Raw genomic sequence first — 15,625 nt, 5'->3', positions numbered from 1 at the left:
ACGTCGCCGGATCACGCGGCGATGGAGACGGACGGTCCGTACGCGGAGGCGATATTCCCCGCGGCCGCACCCACGCCGGTCCCGGTCGCGTTCGCCTTCGGCGCGGCGAACGCGGCACGGACGGCGGCGGGAGCAGCGGGGGCGCCGGCGACCGACCACCCGTCCCCGTCGCTACCGAGCGGCGAGCGGGGTGTGAGGGTGGTGTGGTCGGTCATTGGGAGCCTCCGTGGTTCGTCGTACCTTCGCCGTTGCGGGCGTAATTCTTAATTCTTCCTCCGCAGTGACACGTGTTGGCAAGGTCCGTCGGGGACCGCGATCCCGGCGGAACGTTTATGATTAACACTCCGTTGAAAGTAATCGCAATGCCGGCACGTACGCAGCGAGGGTTCGAGCGTTTTCGAACCCGGTCGCCCGCCCCGACCCCCGTGGGTACAACACGGTCGAACACGGCTGCTTTGATCCCGGAGACGGGTGTGACGCGAGCGACTCAGTGACGACCACGAAGCGGGAACGCGAACGCGACCGCTCGGAGGATCGCGACCTCGACACGATCGATCCCGACGAGGTGGACGAGGAGGAGCTCGTTCGCACGGACGACGGCGAGCTGATACACGAGCCGACGGGGTTGATCGTCGAGGAGGACACCGTCGACCGGGGCCCCGAGTGGCGGGCGTTCAACGCCGCCGAGCGCGACCGCAAGAGCCGCGTCGGCTCGCCGATGACCCGGACGATGCACGACAAGGGCCTCACCACCAGCATCGACTGGCGCAACCGCGACGCGAGCGGTCGCCAGCTGTCAGCGGAGAAGCGCTCGCGGATGGAGCGACTCCGCACGTGGCAGGAGCGCATCCGCACGCAGGACGCCGGCGAGCGCAACCTCCGGTTCGCGCTCTCGGAGGTCGAGCGGATGTCCTCGGCACAGGGCGTCCCGAGGTCGGTCCGGGAGGTCGCCTCGATGATCTACCGCCGCGCGCTGCAGGAGGACCTCATCCGCGGGCGGTCGATCGAGGCGATGGCGACGGCGAGCCTCTATGCCGCCTGTCGCCAGGAGGGAATCCCCCGCTCGCTCGACAACTTCGTCGGCGTCGCGCGCGTCGAACGGCGCGAGATCGCGAGGGCCTACCGGTACATCTCCGGTGAACTCCGCCTGGCGCTGAAGCCGGTGGACCCCGCCGAGCACGTCCCGCGGTTCTGCTCGGAGCTGGGGCTGCCGGAGGAGGTGAAGCGCCGCGCTACGCGCATCGTCGACGAGACGACCGTCCAGGGACTGCACGCCGGGAAGTCGCCGACGGGCTTCGCCGCGGCGGCGATCTACCTCGCGTCGATGCTGTCGGACGAGAAGCGAACCCAATCGGAGGTCGCGGACGTGGCCGACGTGACCGTCGTCACGGTCAGAAACCGGTACAAGGAGCAGATGAACGCCGTCGACCTCGGCGCGCTCTGACCTCGGGGTTTCAACCCTGATTCCCGGGCGGATCCGCTTTTCACACCGTGCGTATCGAGTCGGGGGACACGAATGATACTCGACGCGCAGTACGAAACGCTCGCGTCCGTCGGAACGACGGACAGGCGACTCGCGGTGATCCGTCGCGACGGCGGGACGCCGCTCGATTCGATGCTCGGACGACTGTTCGAGGACCAGCCGGTATCGATCGCCACGAGCGACGGGAGCGGACCGGCGGGAGCGACCGGCGAGGACGACGTGGCGGTGCTGGTCGAGGACGGCGAGGTGGTGGCGACCTCCCCGCTCGCGGCGCTGGAGCGGGCGATCCTCCTGGTGAACTCCGATCTCTACACGACGGGGACCATCGGCCTCGCCGACGCCGACCTCCCCGCGGTGTTGACCGGCCTGGCGGACGTGCCGTTTCGCCTCCGCGGCTACCCGCTGGCGCACAAGGAGACGCTCCTGCTCATCGCCATCAGCAGACAGATCGAGCTACGGGCTCGTCGCGCCGACGGCTGGGAACTCCACTCGTCGTTCCAGCGGCTCTCCCGCATCGACGACGAGGTTGGAACACGGCGCACCTACGAGCGGCTCGCCGACTCGGGCGTGGACGTGCACGTCTACGGCGAACCCGACTGGGACCCCGAGACCGAACTCGACGTGACCGCCCACTGCGGCTACGGCGACGGCTACAGCGACTCGTGGTTCGTGGTGTTCGACCCGCCCGCCGAGGCGACGGGGGCGCACTCGTCGCCGGCCGGCCTGCTCGCGCTGGAGGACGACCCCCGGATCTGGCGCGGGATCTGGACGTACCGCCCCGACGCCGTCGCCGAGCTCGCGGCCACGATCCGCCGGGAGCTGTAGCCGCCCGGCCGAACCCACCGTTTCGAACCGAAACGCTTTCCGAGCGGTTCGCCAACCGCCTGCCAATGACCGACGCAGACGCGGACGCGCTCGTCGTCCGGGGCGGGACCGTGCACACGCAGACCGACCGGGGAACGATCGAGGGCGATGTCTTCGTCGTCGACGGCGAGATCGCGGCCGTCGGCGACGTGGTGGCGCCGGCCGGGGCGACCGAGATCGACGCGACGGGGCTGGAGGTCACGCCCGGACTGATCGACGCCCACAGCCACGCGGGAATGGCCGAGTGGGGCGAACCGGAGGACGGCGACTTCAACGAGGGGACGAGCGCGACGACTCCGCACGTCAACGCGCTCGACGGCTTCCACCCGCGCGACGAGGAGCTGAAGGGGGCGTTTCAGAACGGCGTCACGACCGTCTCCGCGCGGATGGGCTCGGGCAACGTCATCGGCGGGATCATCTGCTCGATGAAGACGTACGGCACGGTCGCCGACCGGATGTTCATCAGGGAGGACGGCATGAAGGCCGCGATGGGCGAGAACCCCAAGCGCTTCCACGGCGAGCGCGAGGGCCGCCAGCCGTCAACGCGCCCGGGCGTCGCCGCCACTCTCCGGCAGGAACTGATGGCGACCGAGGACTACATCGAGGCCCGCGAGCACGCCCGCGAGAACGGCGAGCCGTTCGAACGCGACCTCGGCCGCGAGAACCTCGCTCGCGTGCTGGAGGGCGACCTGCCGCTGCGCGTCCACGCGCACCGCTCGGACGACATCATGACGGTGTTCCGCATCGCCGAGGAGTTCGGCATCGACGCGCTCTCGATCGAACACGCCACCGAGGGCCACGTCGTCGCCGAGGAGTTCGCCGAGCGCGACGTGCCCGCCATCGTCGGCCCGTCGCTGTACTCGGGCGCGAAGTATGAGCTGCGAAACATCACCTTCGAGACGCCCGGGATCCTCCACGAGGCGGGCGTCACCGTCGCGATCCAGACCGACGCGCCCGTGCTCCCCCAGCAGCACCTCGACGTGTGCGTCGGCCTCGCGGTCCGCGAGGGGTTCCCGGAGGAGGCGGCGCTGGACGCCGTGACGACGAACCCCGCCGACATCCTCGGCATCGGCGACCGCGTCGGCGACCTCGCCGAGGGAACCGACGCCGACGTGGTCGTGTGGGACGGCCCGTTCCACGAGATGGACACCCGCAGCCGGTACGTCGTCGTCGACGGCGAGGTCGTGTTCGACCGCGAGCGCGACGACGTGGACCCGCGCGAGGAATACAAGTGGTGAGCGCGGTCGAGCGACCGCGGTAGCGACGGACGACCGACGCGAGCGACCGGGGCGCGGCCGGCCGCCCGGGATCGCAACCCGGTGAACGGGGCCGCGACCCGGGCCTCTTCCGTTCGTTCACGATACCGACCACGTACCGACCGCGTACCGACACTCTCGCCCCCGACTTCGACTGGAACTCCCCAGACGTGACCGACACACCCGACACGACGACCGACGCCACATCCGATGGCGACTCCGCCCCCGCGTACACGGAGTCGGAGGTCCGAACTGTCGTCCTCAGCCTCGTCGCCGGCGTGTTCTTCGGCGGGATGGGCGGCGGCGTCGCGTTCCCGACCATCCCGGCGCTCGGGTCGGTGCTCGGCATCGCGCCGGTGCTCGTCGGGCTGATCCTCTCGATCAACCGCTTCACGCGGCTGGTGATGTCGACGCCGGCGGGGAGCATCCTCGACCGCATGGGGACGCGTCGGCCGATGATCGCGGGATTCCTCGTGCAGGGGCTCGTCCCGTTCGGCTACCTCGTCGGGCTGAACCCGCCGTTCGGGCTGCCGTCGTCGGCCGTCTTCCTCGCGTCGCGGGCGGCGTGGGGGATCGGCTCGGCGTTCGTGTTCGTCGGCGCGTTCTCCACGGTGACGCACGTGACGACCTCGGCGAACCGAGGTCGCTGGGTCGGCTACATGCGCGGCGGGCAGAGCCTCGGCTTCCCGACGGGGCTGATCCTCGGCGGCGTCGTCACGGAGCTGTACGGCTACGGCGAGGCGTTCGCCGTCGCCGGTGTCGCGGGACTGTTCGCGGCGGCGGTCGCCTACCGCGTGCTCCCGGACGTGTCGCCGGAGGTCGGCGAGAAGAGCCGACTGCGGGACATGCCGGCGCTCGTGCGGGCGGATCCGCGGATCGGCGCCGTCGGCGCGGTTAACTTCACGATCCGGTTCCTCTACGCCGGGGTCCTGCTCTCGACGGTCGTGCTCTACACCGAGGCGAACGACATCTCGCTGGGCGGGTTCGCCGGCGCCGGCACGAGCGGCCTCGTGATGGCGGTGTCGGTCGTCGCGCTGGCGGGGGCGAACCTCGCGGTCGGCCGGTTCTCCGACAGCATGGGCCGCCTCACGACGGTCGTCCCCGGGCTCGCCCTGTTCGGCTCGGGGTTCGCGCTCACGGCGCTGGTGCCGACCGCGCCGGGCGTGCTGGCGGGCGTCGGCCTCGTCGGCGCGGGCGCCGGACTGACCGGCCCGCCGCTGCTCGCGTACCTCGGCGACATCGCCCCCGGCGGCGACGTGGGCAAGCTCGGCGGCGTCTACAACGTCTTCGGCGACCTGGGTTCGACGCTCGGTCCCTTGGTGGCGCTCCCGCTGGCGGCCGAGATCGGCCTCTCGGGCGAGTATCTCGCGTGTGCCGGGCTCGTCGTCGTCGCGGGGGTCATCGCCGCGACGACGCTGCGGGACGACTCGGCGACCGACGCGGCGGCGGTGCCGGGGGACGACTGAGGCGAGGTCGAGCGAGCGCGGAGCGCGAACGAGACCTCGGACGGGCGGCGTCGCATGAGCCCCGTCCGGAGCCGTCCCGGCGATACCGTCGGCGACCCGCGCGGCCGACGCGAAGTCTTAGGCGCTGGCGACGCTGTGGACGAATATGACCGTACTCTGTACCGGCTACGAGCCGTTCGGCGACCACGAGGCGAACCCCTCCGGCGAGGTCGCCGAGGCGCTCGACGGCCGAACCGTCGCGGGCCACGAGGTCGTCGGCCGGGTGCTCCCGGTCGCGTTCGGTCCCGCCGAGGAGCGCATGGCCGACCTGATCGACGAGCACGACCCCGCCGCGGTCGTCGCCACCGGGCTGGCGGCGGGACGGGAGGCGGTCGGGGTCGAGCGCGTCGCGATCAACGTCGCGGACACCGTCGGCGTCCCGGACAACGCGGGCAACGACCCGGTCGACGACCGGCTCGACCCGGACGGACCGGACGCCCGCCTCTCGACGCTCCCCGTGCGCGAGGCGGTCGAGGCCTGTCTGGAGGCGGGCGTGCCGGCCCGCGTCTCGAACACCGCGGGCACGCACCTCTGCAACGGCATCCTCTACCGGACGCTCGGGCTGCTCTCGGGGACGGACGTGCCGGCCGGCTTCCTCCACTTCCCGGCGACGCCCGAACAGGCCGCCACGGCCGCAAGGGCCGCGAACGACGGCGACGCGGCTCGCGGGGGAAGCGTCACCCCGAGCCTCCCGCGGTCGCTGGACGAGCGGGCGGTCGAGATCGCGTTCGAGGCGGTGCTCGGCGGCGACGAGTAGCGGGAACGAGTGCCGGGGAGGAGCTGAGTAGCGAGGCTCCCGAGAACGGCGACGGCGAGAACGGTGACCGCGAGAACGAGAGCGACCCCCGAGCGGCTCAGTCGGTGTCGACCGGCGACCCGCCGTCGGGAGCGGCGGCCTCACGGGTCGGGGTCGCGTCCGCGGCCGCCGCCGCGCCCGGTTTTCCCGCCAGCGCCCGTCGACCGCGCTCGGTGATCCGGAAGATCTGCTCGTCGGTCACCGCCTCCACGAACCCACGCTCCGAGAGCGTCGCCAACCGGCGCTCCACGAGCGGGATGTGGAGCCCCGTGTTGGCGGCGACGAGCGCGGGATAGTCCGCGCTCGACCCGTCAAGGTGGCGCAGCACTCGCTCGTCGGCGTCGGAGAGATCGGTGGGTTCGGGCATCTTTTGCGTCATTCGGTACCACGACACATGAACCTGTCGCCGGGGTCGAGCCGTCCGGGGATCGGGGCCGAGGGTGGCCGGGATCCGGGAACTCAAGGCGGTCGCGTCGAACCCGACGCGTATGCGACTGCCGAACGCGGCCGTGGGCGACGCACAGACGAGCGGCTTCGGATGGGACGTGCTGACCGACCTGGTCGACGTAGGAAGCCGGATGGCCGGCCAGGAGGGCGAACGACGGGGCGCCGAGGTCGTGTGCGACGCCTTCGAACGCGCGGGGGTTCGCGACGCGCGGATCGAGGAGTTCGAGATCCCCGGCTGGTGGCGCGGCGAGTCCTCGCTGTCGATCCACGAGCCCCACGAACGCGTCCACGACGGCCGGCAGGACGTGCTCGCGCTCCCCGGCTGTCCGGCGGGGGAGGCGACCGGCCGCGTCGTCGACGTGGGCGACGGCACCTACGACGAGTTCGAGGAGAAGGCCGACGAGCTGGAGGGGGCCATCGCCATGGCGTCGTCGGCGACGCCCGAGGACGTGGACCGGTGGATCCACCGGATGGAGAAGTACGTCAACGCCGCAGACCACGGCGCCGTCGCGTTCGTCTTCCGCAACCACCTCGACGGGTCGCTGCCGCCGACCGGCGAGGTCGGCTACCACGAGCGCCCGGGGCCGATCCCAGCCGTCGGCGTCTCCTGTGAGGTCGGCAAGCGCCTCGCGCGCTACGCCGAGGAGGGCTGTGAGGCGACCGTCTCCGTCGACTGCCGCAACGAGCCGACCACCTCGGTCAACGTCGAGGCGGAGGTCGGGCCCGCTACCGACGAGCACGTGCTCGTCACCGCCCACGTCGACGCCCACGATATCGCCGACGGCGCCAACGACAACGGCGCCGGTTCGGCGCTCGTCGCCGAGGTCGGCCGGATCCTCGCCCGCGACGACGTGGAGCTGGACACCCGCGTGCGCCTCGTCACCTTCGGCTCCGAGGAGATCGGGCTGTGGGGGGCGTACCACTGCGCGGAGACGACGGACCTGGACGACACGAAGTGCGTCGTCAACCTCGACGGCGCCTGTTCCTCGCGGAACCTCCGCGTGGGGACGAACGGCTTCGAGGAGATGGGCGCCGTGTTCGAGGCGGTGACCGACGACCTCGATGCGAGCCTCTCGACGGACGACACCATCTCCCCACATGGCGACCAGTGGGCGTTCGTCCAGGAAGGCGTCCCGGCGGTGATGACCTCGACCACCTCCGACCAGTCCGGCCGCGGCTGGGGCCACACCCACGCGGACACGCTGGACAAGCTCGATTCGCGGGACCTGCGCGACATGGCCGTGCAGGTCGCCGAGGCGGTCGTCCGCTTCGCGTCCACGGACGTGGAGACGCCGGGGCTGACCCGCGCGGAGATGCGCGACGCCATCGACGAGGGGTACGAACAGGAACTACGGATGGGCGGGCGCTGGCCGTACGCGGACCTGGAGTGACGCCGTCGGCTCAGACCGACCGTTCCTCGTCGGCGTCGCGGTCGTCCCCGTCGCGACCGAGGAACTCGCCGAGGTCGCTCATCACCTTCCCCTCGGCGCGGGCGAGGTGTTCCCAGGCGGTCGTCGTGCTCACGCCGAGCTCCGCGGCGACGTCCTCGACGCCGGCGTCCTTCTGGTGGCCGTAGTAGCCGGCGCCGATCGCGGCCGCGAGCGCCTCGCGTTGGCGCGGCGTGAGGTCGTGGAGGACGCCCGCGGTCTCGAAGCGCGGCGCGTGGTCCACCTCGTCCATCTCCAGTTGGCGAACCAGCTCGACCTCGTTGCCGCGGGCCTCGATCGCGTCGATCACCGCGCCGAGGTCGTCGTCGTGGTCGAGATACAGCGTCCACCGCTCGTAGCCGCCGGTGATCACCGTTCCCATCCGGTAGTGAAGCCCCAGCTCCGCGAACAGCTCGGTGATGCTGTCCCACGCCGGCACCTCGATCGTGACCGCGACGAAGACGGTCGACTCCCCGAGGGGAGTGATCGGCTCGGCCGTGATGACGGGGTCGCCGGCGGCGTACTCCTCGATGAATCCGGCCACGTCCTCGGGGTCGCCGCTCACCTCGACGATCCGTTTGCGCTCGCGCTCGCGTCCCGTCATCGACGACACCGACCGCATCGTCACGTCGGGATACCGCTCGGAGGCGGCCGTCTCGGGCTGCCCGACGTGTTTGATCTTGAGCGCCACCTCGCGCATCGGCCTGACGCCCGTGTCGTCCCGGGACTCCTCGTCCATACCGTTCATGGTGGGTGCCGCACTATCAACCTTCCTCAGGTGGTACCACCGACCTGACTCTCCCGCCGGCGCCGGCCGTCTGTGGGGTGATCGGGCGGTCGGACGGTTGGCCGTTGCGCGGCCGATGATCGAGGGGCGAGGCGGTCGCGTCGACCGTTCTCCGCTGGCGGGTGAACCGTTCTCCGTCGGGGTTGTCGCGCAAGCAACCCGAAACTATTCGGGTCGGTGCTTTCGCCGCTTCGTCCGCCAGAATCCACCATGGACGACCCAGATATCGATCGGTTCGCGTCGCGACGGTCGACGGTGTACGGCCAACGCGGCGTCGTGGCGACCAGCCAACCGTTGGCGTCGCAGGCCGGCATCTCCGTGTTGGAGGACGGCGGCAACGCCTTCGACGCCGCGGTCGCGACCGCCGCCGCGCTCAACGTCGTCGAGCCGACCTCGACGGGGCTGGGCGGCGACGTGTTCGCGCTGTACCGCACCGCCGACGGCGAGGTCGGCGCGATGCGCTCGTGCGGTCCGGCGCCCGCCGAGGCGACGATCGAGAACGTGCGCGGGGCCGTCGCCGACGAGGAGGGCGTCGACCCCGCGGACGCCGAGATGCCCGACACCGGCGCCCACGCGGTGACGGTCCCCGGCACCGCACGCGGGTGGGAGGTCACCGCCGAGCGCTTCGGCCGCAAGTCCCTCGACGAGCTGCTTCGACCGGCGATCCGCTACGCGATCGACGGCTACCCAGTCTCGGAGGTCGTCTCCGCGCAGTGGCAACACGCCGAGGAGCTGTTCGAGACCGACCACGCCCGCGAGGCGTACCTCTTCGACGGCGAGGCGCCCGACGTGGGCCAACACGTGACGCTCCCGGAGCTCGGCGAGTCGCTGCGGCGGATCGCCGAGGAGGGTGCCGACGTGGTGTACGAGGGGGAGATCGCCGAACAGATCGCCGCCGAAGTACAGGACCACGGGGGCTTCCTCATGGTCGAGGACCTTGCCGAGTTCGAGCCGGAGTTCCCCGACCCCGTCTCGACCACCTACAACGGGACCGAGGTGTACGAGTTGCCGCCGAACAACCAGGGGCTCATCGCGCTCGAAGCCCTGAACATCGCCGAGGAGCTCGGTGCCGGCGAGCACGACTACGACTCCCCCGAGCGCGTCCACTACTTCGCGGAGGCGCTGAAGCTCGCGTTCCACGACGGCCACCGCTACATCACCGACCCCGAATTCGAGGAGCACCCGCCGCTGGCGAGCGAGGAGTGGGCGGCGACGCGCGCGCAGGAGGTCGGCGAGGAGTGCAACGACGACGTGACGTTCGGCGTCCCCGACGCGAACGCCGAGGACGCCGACACGGTCCTGCTGTGCGTCGCCGACGACGAGGGGAACGTCGTCTCGTTCATCAACTCCCGGTTCGCCGGCTTCGGCTCGGGCCTCGTCGCCGGCGACACGGGGATCGCGCTGCAGAACCGCGGGTCGTCGTTCTCGCTGGACCCGGACCACCCCAACTCGCTCGCCCCCGGCAAGCGTCCGTTCCACACCCTGATCCCGGCGCTGGCGGACTTCGCGCCCGAGGACGACGGCACGGACGACTGGGCCGCCTTCGGCGTCATGGGCGGGTACATGCAACCGCAGGGGCACGTGCAGCTGATCTCGAACATCGTCGACTACGATCAGCCGCTGCAGGCGGCCCTCGACAGCGCCCGGTGGCGCTACCGGGAGGAGGGAAGCCTCGCGCTGGAGCCGCACTTCGACGGCACCGTCGCCGCCAAACTCGTCCGCAAGGGCCACGACGTGACGACGTTCCCGCCGGCGCTGTTCGGCGGCGCGCAGATCGTCCGCAACGCGGACGGCGTGCTCTCGGCGGCGACCGAGCCGCGCAAGGACGGCAACGCACAGGGCTACTGAGCCCCCGGAGCGGGCTCACCCGGCCCGCCCGAGGCACCGACAGACCGAAGCCCGTCGGTTTCCTTCCGTCATCCATGCCACAGCCGCGCAACCGGTCGGGGGAGACGGACCGGTACGGCTTCGACGACACGCGCGACCACCTCGGCGCGGCCGTCTCCCGGCTGCTGCCGGGTCGGCTGCTCCGGCGCGGGCTGTCCGTCTCGGTCGAAACCGACGGCGACGTGTACGCCCCCGGCGACCCGATCGGCGTCCGCGTCGAACTCCGGAACGCCTACCCCGTCCCCGTCGAGGTGCCGACCGCGTCGCGTCGACGCTGGGGCTGGGAGATCGACGGGCTGCTGGAGGGAAGCGACGAGCCGCGCCGCGACCCGGGGGGTCGCGGCGCGCTCGCGTTCAGGGCCCGCGAGCGGAAGTCCTTCGCGTGGACGTGGGACGGCCGGGTGAAACGGGTCACCGACGACCGGGAGCGGTCGGTCCCGCTCGACCCCGGCGAACACGAGCTCCGCGCGTTCCTCGCCACGGCGAACGAGCGGCCCGCGGCCACGACGACGTTCCGGATCGAGTGACGGGCCGGGTGGCGTCGCCCGACCGGCGCGTCGCTCACGGGCGTCGGCGTCGGTAGCCTCGAAGAGAACGGGAACGGCGACGTTCGGCGGGACCGACCCGCCTTCGACCGGTCAGTCGTCGGCGGACGCGGCGCCCGGTGCGCCCTCGGTTCCGTCCCGGGTCGCCGCCGCGTCGTCGCGGTGGAGGTGGCAGGCGGCGAGGTGCTCGCCGGTGCCGTACTCCGACTCGACGACGTAGTTCGGGTCCTCGCGGGCGCAGATGCTCGGCTCCTCGAACGTCTCCGAGAGCCGCTCGGCCGCGGCGTCCCACTCGTCCGCGAGCACCTCGTCGAGGGCGCGGTCGACGACCTCGCCGACCTCGCCGTCGGGGGTGTCGCCCTCGAAGAACTCGCGGCGGACCGTCGTCCTATCGGGCGCCTCGAAGGTGCGGCGCTTCACCGCCCTCGTGAACGCCAGCACCTCGTCCCACGTGTCGGCGTCCATCGCGTACTCGTCCGGCTGGATGAGCTCGGGACAGCGCGTCCGGAACCGACAGCCGGACGGCGGTTCGATCGGCGAGGGAACGTCGCCCTCGAGCACGCCGCGCTTGCCCCTCGAGCGCGGGTCCGGCACGGGGATCGAATCGAGCAGCGCCTCGGTGTAGGGGTGTTGCGGGTTCTCGAACAGCTCCTCGGTCTCGGCGAGCTCGACGAGGTTGCCGAGGTACATCACGGCGACGCGGTCGGAGATGTGGCGGATGACCGAGAGGTCGTGCGCGATGAACAGGTAGGTGAGCCCGAACTCGTCCTGGAGCTCCTGCATCGTGTTGAGCACCTGCGCCTGGATGGAGACGTCCAGCGCGGAGACGGGCTCGTCACAGACGATGAAGTCGGGGTTCACCGCCAGCGCGCGCGCCAGGTTGATGCGCTGGCGCTGTCCGCCGGAGAACTGGTGCGGGTAGCGGTTGTAGTGTTGAGGGTCGAGCCCCACCTTCTCGAGCAGCTCGCGGACGCGCTCCTCCCGCTCGCCCTCGTAGAGCCCGTGGGCCTTCATCGGCTCCTCGACGATCGGGCCGACCTTCATCCGCGGGTCGAGGCTCGACTGGGGGTCCTGGAAGATCATCTGCATGTCGCGGCGCTGCTCCCGGAGGTCGCTGCCGGAGAGTTCCGCCAGGTTGGCCCCGTTGAAGTACACCGCGCCGTCGGTCGGGTCGACCAGCCGCAACACGGTGCGCGCGAGCGTCGACTTGCCGCAGCCGGACTCGCCGACGAGCCCGAGCGTCTCCCCCTCGCGGATGTCGAAGGAGACGCCGTCGACCGCCCGAACCGGCGGGTTCGAGAGGAAGGTGTCGAGGATGCCGCTCGACTGGCTGAAGTGCTTGGTGAGGTTCTCCACGCGCAATAGCGTGTCGGCGTCACTCACCGTCATCACCTCCCGCGCGGAGTTCGCTGAGCCCGCCCGCGAACGCCTCGGTGGACTCGTTGTCCAGCGGTTCGCTGTGTTCGTAGTCGACGTTCTCGTACTTCACACACGAGACGAGGTGCTCGCTTTCGCCCTCCGCGGCCTCCCGGTCGGTGACACCCTCCTCGGGCGGCCCGTGTTTCGGATGCGCCTCCCGGCACACCTCCCGGGCCTCGGGACAGCGCGTGTGGAATCGACAGCCGGACGGCGGGTTGATCGCCTCCGGCATCACCCCGCTGATGGGGTCGAGCGACTCCACCGTCCGGTCGGGTCGCGGGATCGACCGGAGCAGCGCCTCGGTGTACGGGTGCTTGGTGTCGTAGAACAGGTCCTCGACGTCTGCCTGCTCGATGACCTCGCCGAGGTACATCACGTTCACGCTGTCGCAGATCTCCGCGACGACGCCCATGTCGTGGGTGACCCAGACGAACGCGGTGTTGTACTTCTCGCGGAGATCCTCGACGAGGTCGAGGATCTGCCCCTCGACGGTGACGTCGAGGGCGGTCGTCGGCTCGTCCGCGATGATGAGGCTCGGCTCGCACGCCAGCGCCATGGCGATGAGCACGCGCTGGCGCATCCCGCCGGAGAACTGGTGGGGGTACTCGTCGTACCGCTTCTCCGGCTCGGGGATGCCCACCTCGCGGAGCATGTCCACGGCGATCTCCTCGGCCTCGGCGGAGCTCACGTCCCGGTTCAGCTCGATGAACTCCCGAAGCTGGCCGCCCACCTTGAACACGGGGTTGAGCGACTCCATCGGGTCCTGGAAGATGATGGCGATCTCCTTCCCGCGGATGTCCCGGCGCATCTCCTGCTGGGTGAGCATCTCCTCCGACTCCTCGAGGGTGCCGTCGGACCGCTCCTCGATGTCGACGAGCTTGCGGCCCTTGTAGGTCACCGTCCCGTCGACGATGCGGCCCGGCTCCTCGACGAGCCGCATGATCGACTGTGCGGCGACCGACTTCCCGGCGCCGGATTCGCCGACGAGTCCGACGAGTTCGCCGGGCTGTACTTCGAAACTCACGCCGTCCACGGCACGGACGGTTCCCTCCTCTGTGAAGAACTGGGTCTTCAGGTTCTCGACTTTCAGTAGTGGCTCTTTGTGACTCATTAGTTGTTGATACGGGGATCGAGTGCGTCACGCAGGCCGTCGCCGACCAGGTTGAACCCGACCACGGTGATCAGGATGGCGAGGCCGGGCCAGACGCTGAACCACGGGTTCGGGAGCATGTAGTTCCTGGAGTTGTTGAGCATCTGCCCCCACGACGGCGTCGGTGGCTGGGCGCCGTAGCCGAGGAACGACAGGCCGGCGACGATGAGGATCGCGACGCCCACCTGGAGCGTGGCCTGTACGAGCACGGGCGCGAAGCTGTTCGGGATGACGTGGCGGAAGATGATGTTCCGGTCGCGGACGCCGGCCGCGCGTGCGGCCTCGACGTAGTCCTCCTCCCGGACCGACAGCACCCGCGAGCGGATGAGCCGGGCGAACGTCGGGATGGTCGCGATCCCGACGCCGATCATCGCGTAGGTGAGGCTCCGGTCGAACGCCACCATGAACACGATGACGAGCACCAGGAACGGGATGGCGTACAGCGTTTCGGCGCCGCGCATGAGCACGTCGTCGATCAGGCCGCCGTAGTAGCCGGCGACCGAGCCGACGATCATTCCCAGGATCATCGCCACGCCGGTCGAGACGACACCGACGGTGATGGCGATTCGCGTCCCGTAGAACAGCCGGACGAGCACGTCCCGCCCGCGGTGATCGGTCCCCAGCGGGTGTGCCAGCGTCCCCGGGTCGTTCGGGTACAGCTGGTTGGTGATGTACATCGGCGGGCGGAGGATGGACGCGCCCGTCTCGGCGATGGGGCTCACCCACACCGCCTGGGCGATTGCGTACTGCTCGATGCCCATGCTCGCGAACACCTGATACTGGTTCAGGTACTCGAAGACGACGTCGTCGACGAAGGCGACGACGGCGACGACCGTGGCGACGCTGATGATGGTCAGGCCGGCGAGCGCGGTCGGGTCGCGGCGCACCTGCTTGAGGGTGTACCGCCACCCGACGCGGGCTTCGGGCTGCTCGGCAGCGCCCGCCTCCTCGGTGTCGTGGCTGCGGGTCGGGTCCGTGTCTGTATCGGTGGTCGTAGCCATTGTCAGTCAGTCATTCTCGTCGAAGGTGACGCGCGGGTCGATGTACGCGTACGAGAGGTCGGTGATGATCACGCCGACCACGAACACGAAGCCGAACACGAGCGTGGTGCCGGTGACCAGCGCGAAGTCCTGATTGTTGATCGCGGTAATGATGAGTCGCCCCATCCCGTTGATCGAGAACACGGTCTCGGTCAGCACGGCGCCGCCGATGGCGCTGGTAAGCTGAAGTCCGAGCAGCGTGATGAGCGGGAGCTGTGCGTTACGGAAGGCGTGTTTCCGGAGGATGGTGAACTCGCTCACGCCGTAGGCGCGTGCGAGCTTCACGTAGTCCTCGCCGAGCACCTCGAGCATCGAGGAGCGCTCGATGCGGGTAAGCGCCGCCATCTGGAGCGTCCCGAGCGACAGCGTCGGCAACAGGAGGTGCTCGCCGGTCTCTACGAGCACGCCCAGTCGGCTGTTCGCGCCGTCGATCGACGCGACGGGCGCCCACGGCAGGACGAGGTCCGTCGCCGGCAGCACGTCGAGCCGGTAGGCGAAGACGATGATGAGCATCAGGCCGATCCAGAACGACGGGGTCGACACGCCGATCAGCGCGACGATCCGCGAGACGTGGTCGGTCGGCTTGTTGCGCCGCTTGGCCGAGATGATGCCGAGCGGGACGGCCGTGACGACGGCGAACGTGAAGCTCGAGAGCAGCAACAGCAGCGTCACGGGCAGTCGTTCCGCGATCTTCTGTGTGACCGGGACCTTGTAGTAGAGGCTCTGGCCGAGATCGAGTTGGATCGCGTCCCAGAGGTAGTTCAGGAACCGGAGCCATACGGGCTGGTCCAGCCCGTACTTCGCCCGGATGGCGGCGGCCTGCTGGGCGCTGGGTGACGGGCCGAGCATGATGCTCACGGGGTCGCCCGGCATCGCCTCCATCAGGAAATAGGTGATGGCGGCGACGCCCACGAGGACCGGAATCGCCTGGAGTATGCGTCGAATGGTGTACTGTGCGCGTCCCATTGTCTGAGTTGGTGTCGTTAGCGTGCGTTTGCCGGCTTCCGGTATAAACGAAA

15 protein-coding genes are annotated in these 15,625 nt (G+C 70.2%); 8 read left to right on the top strand and 7 right to left on the bottom strand.

Annotated features, from left to right (window positions below; genetic code table 11):
* Positions 1 to 11: 11 nt before the first annotated feature.
* Positions 12 to 215 (bottom strand): hypothetical protein, encoded by a 204-nt coding sequence (locus K6T50_RS07485; RefSeq protein WP_222608764.1) that lies wholly within the window; start codon positions 213 to 215, stop codon positions 12 to 14.
* A gap of 275 nt (positions 216 to 490) precedes the next feature.
* On the opposite strand from K6T50_RS07485, the gene K6T50_RS07480 reads away from it, so the two are divergent.
* The 5 genes from K6T50_RS07480 to K6T50_RS07460 all read left to right on the top strand — a co-directional run bounded on the left by K6T50_RS07480 (position 491) and on the right by K6T50_RS07460 (position 5,865).
* A complete protein-coding gene (locus tag K6T50_RS07480) occupies positions 491 to 1,444 on the top strand; it encodes a transcription initiation factor IIB (RefSeq protein ID WP_225935389.1) in 954 nt (317 codons plus the stop codon).
* Positions 1,445 to 1,516: 72 nt separating this feature from the next.
* Positions 1,517 to 2,308: a histidine kinase gene (locus K6T50_RS07475; protein WP_222608763.1), complete on the top strand. Its 792-nt coding sequence runs from the start codon at positions 1,517 to 1,519 to the stop codon at positions 2,306 to 2,308.
* A gap of 65 nt (positions 2,309 to 2,373) precedes the next feature.
* The gene (locus K6T50_RS07470; protein WP_222608762.1) at positions 2,374 to 3,585 is read left to right on the top strand and encodes an amidohydrolase family protein; all 1,212 of its coding nucleotides are present in this window, start codon (positions 2,374 to 2,376) and stop codon (positions 3,583 to 3,585) included.
* Between the two features lie 296 nt (positions 3,586 to 3,881).
* Complete coding sequence (locus K6T50_RS07465) at positions 3,882 to 5,069, top strand: MFS transporter (protein ID WP_345778658.1); 1,188 nt, start codon at positions 3,882 to 3,884, stop codon at positions 5,067 to 5,069.
* Between the two features lie 145 nt (positions 5,070 to 5,214).
* On the top strand, positions 5,215 to 5,865 hold the full coding sequence (locus K6T50_RS07460; RefSeq protein WP_222608761.1) for a pyroglutamyl-peptidase I: 651 nt from the start codon (positions 5,215 to 5,217) through the stop codon (positions 5,863 to 5,865).
* A gap of 97 nt (positions 5,866 to 5,962) precedes the next feature.
* Here K6T50_RS07460 and K6T50_RS07455 read toward each other — a convergent pair whose 3' ends face one another.
* Positions 5,963 to 6,271 carry a hypothetical protein gene (locus K6T50_RS07455; protein ID WP_222608760.1) on the bottom strand — a complete coding sequence of 103 codons (309 nt, stop codon included), beginning with the start codon at positions 6,269 to 6,271 and terminating at the stop codon, positions 5,963 to 5,965.
* 121 nt (positions 6,272 to 6,392) lie between these two features.
* Between K6T50_RS07455 and K6T50_RS07450 the strand changes: the two genes are divergently transcribed.
* Positions 6,393 to 7,742, top strand: a complete 1,350-nt coding sequence (locus tag K6T50_RS07450) for a M28 family peptidase (protein ID WP_222608759.1) — start codon at positions 6,393 to 6,395, stop codon at positions 7,740 to 7,742.
* Between the two features lie 10 nt (positions 7,743 to 7,752).
* Here the strand turns inward: K6T50_RS07450 and K6T50_RS07445 are convergent, their stop codons facing one another.
* Positions 7,753 to 8,517, bottom strand: coding sequence for a helix-turn-helix domain-containing protein (locus tag K6T50_RS07445; protein ID WP_225935387.1), 765 nt, complete (start codon positions 8,515 to 8,517; stop codon positions 7,753 to 7,755).
* 258 nt (positions 8,518 to 8,775) lie between these two features.
* Between K6T50_RS07445 and K6T50_RS07440 the strand changes: the two genes are divergently transcribed.
* Both K6T50_RS07440 and K6T50_RS07435 read left to right on the top strand, forming a co-directional pair.
* Positions 8,776 to 10,413, top strand: coding sequence for a gamma-glutamyltransferase family protein (locus tag K6T50_RS07440; protein WP_222608758.1), 1,638 nt, complete (start codon positions 8,776 to 8,778; stop codon positions 10,411 to 10,413).
* A 74-nt stretch (positions 10,414 to 10,487) separates the two neighbouring features.
* On the top strand, positions 10,488 to 10,979 hold the full coding sequence (locus K6T50_RS07435) for a DUF7974 family protein (protein WP_222608757.1): 492 nt from the start codon (positions 10,488 to 10,490) through the stop codon (positions 10,977 to 10,979).
* A gap of 111 nt (positions 10,980 to 11,090) precedes the next feature.
* Here the strand turns inward: K6T50_RS07435 and K6T50_RS07430 are convergent, their stop codons facing one another.
* Genes K6T50_RS07430 through K6T50_RS07415 form a run of 4 tightly spaced genes read right to left on the bottom strand, consistent with a single transcriptional unit; the run spans position 11,091 to position 15,572 of the window.
* Positions 11,091 to 12,386 (bottom strand): ABC transporter ATP-binding protein, encoded by a 1,296-nt coding sequence (locus K6T50_RS07430; RefSeq protein WP_222608756.1) that lies wholly within the window; start codon positions 12,384 to 12,386, stop codon positions 11,091 to 11,093.
* Positions 12,373 to 13,527, bottom strand: a complete 1,155-nt coding sequence (locus tag K6T50_RS07425) for an ABC transporter ATP-binding protein (protein WP_222608755.1) — start codon at positions 13,525 to 13,527, stop codon at positions 12,373 to 12,375. Before K6T50_RS07425 ends, K6T50_RS07430 begins: the two co-directional genes overlap by 14 nt.
* Positions 13,527 to 14,567, bottom strand: coding sequence for an ABC transporter permease (locus K6T50_RS07420; protein WP_222608754.1), 1,041 nt, complete (start codon positions 14,565 to 14,567; stop codon positions 13,527 to 13,529). The genes K6T50_RS07425 and K6T50_RS07420 overlap by 1 nt, the downstream gene beginning before the upstream one ends.
* A gap of 6 nt (positions 14,568 to 14,573) precedes the next feature.
* Entirely contained in the window at positions 14,574 to 15,572 is a 999-nt protein-coding gene (locus K6T50_RS07415; protein ID WP_222608753.1) for an ABC transporter permease, read from the bottom strand.
* Positions 15,573 to 15,625 lie beyond the last annotated feature (53 nt).

The sequence above is a fragment of the Halobaculum magnesiiphilum genome (assembly GCF_019823105.1).
GTDB classification, from domain to species: domain Archaea; phylum Halobacteriota; class Halobacteria; order Halobacteriales; family Haloferacaceae; genus Halobaculum; species Halobaculum magnesiiphilum.
Note: the sequence above shows the minus strand (reverse complement) of the source record. Positions and strands in the feature narration are given on the sequence as shown.

Coding starts and splice junctions, on each gene's coding strand:
- K6T50_RS07485 (WP_222608764.1), bottom strand. CDS start 215: ATGACCGACCACACCACCCTCACACCCCGCTCGCCGCTCGGTAGCGAC.
- K6T50_RS07475 (WP_222608763.1), top strand. CDS start 1,517: ATGATACTCGACGCGCAGTACGAAACGCTCGCGTCCGTCGGAACGACG.
- K6T50_RS07470 (WP_222608762.1), top strand. CDS start 2,374: ATGACCGACGCAGACGCGGACGCGCTCGTCGTCCGGGGCGGGACCGTG.
- K6T50_RS07460 (WP_222608761.1), top strand. CDS start 5,215: ATGACCGTACTCTGTACCGGCTACGAGCCGTTCGGCGACCACGAGGCG.
- K6T50_RS07455 (WP_222608760.1), bottom strand. CDS start 6,271: ATGCCCGAACCCACCGATCTCTCCGACGCCGACGAGCGAGTGCTGCGC.
- K6T50_RS07450 (WP_222608759.1), top strand. CDS start 6,393: ATGCGACTGCCGAACGCGGCCGTGGGCGACGCACAGACGAGCGGCTTC.
- K6T50_RS07445 (WP_225935387.1), bottom strand. CDS start 8,517: ATGGACGAGGAGTCCCGGGACGACACGGGCGTCAGGCCGATGCGCGAG.
- K6T50_RS07440 (WP_222608758.1), top strand. CDS start 8,776: ATGGACGACCCAGATATCGATCGGTTCGCGTCGCGACGGTCGACGGTG.
- K6T50_RS07435 (WP_222608757.1), top strand. CDS start 10,488: ATGCCACAGCCGCGCAACCGGTCGGGGGAGACGGACCGGTACGGCTTC.
- K6T50_RS07430 (WP_222608756.1), bottom strand. CDS start 12,386: ATGACGGTGAGTGACGCCGACACGCTATTGCGCGTGGAGAACCTCACC.
- K6T50_RS07425 (WP_222608755.1), bottom strand. CDS start 13,527: ATGAGTCACAAAGAGCCACTACTGAAAGTCGAGAACCTGAAGACCCAG.
- K6T50_RS07420 (WP_222608754.1), bottom strand. CDS start 14,567: ATGGCTACGACCACCGATACAGACACGGACCCGACCCGCAGCCACGAC.
- K6T50_RS07415 (WP_222608753.1), bottom strand. CDS start 15,572: ATGGGACGCGCACAGTACACCATTCGACGCATACTCCAGGCGATTCCG.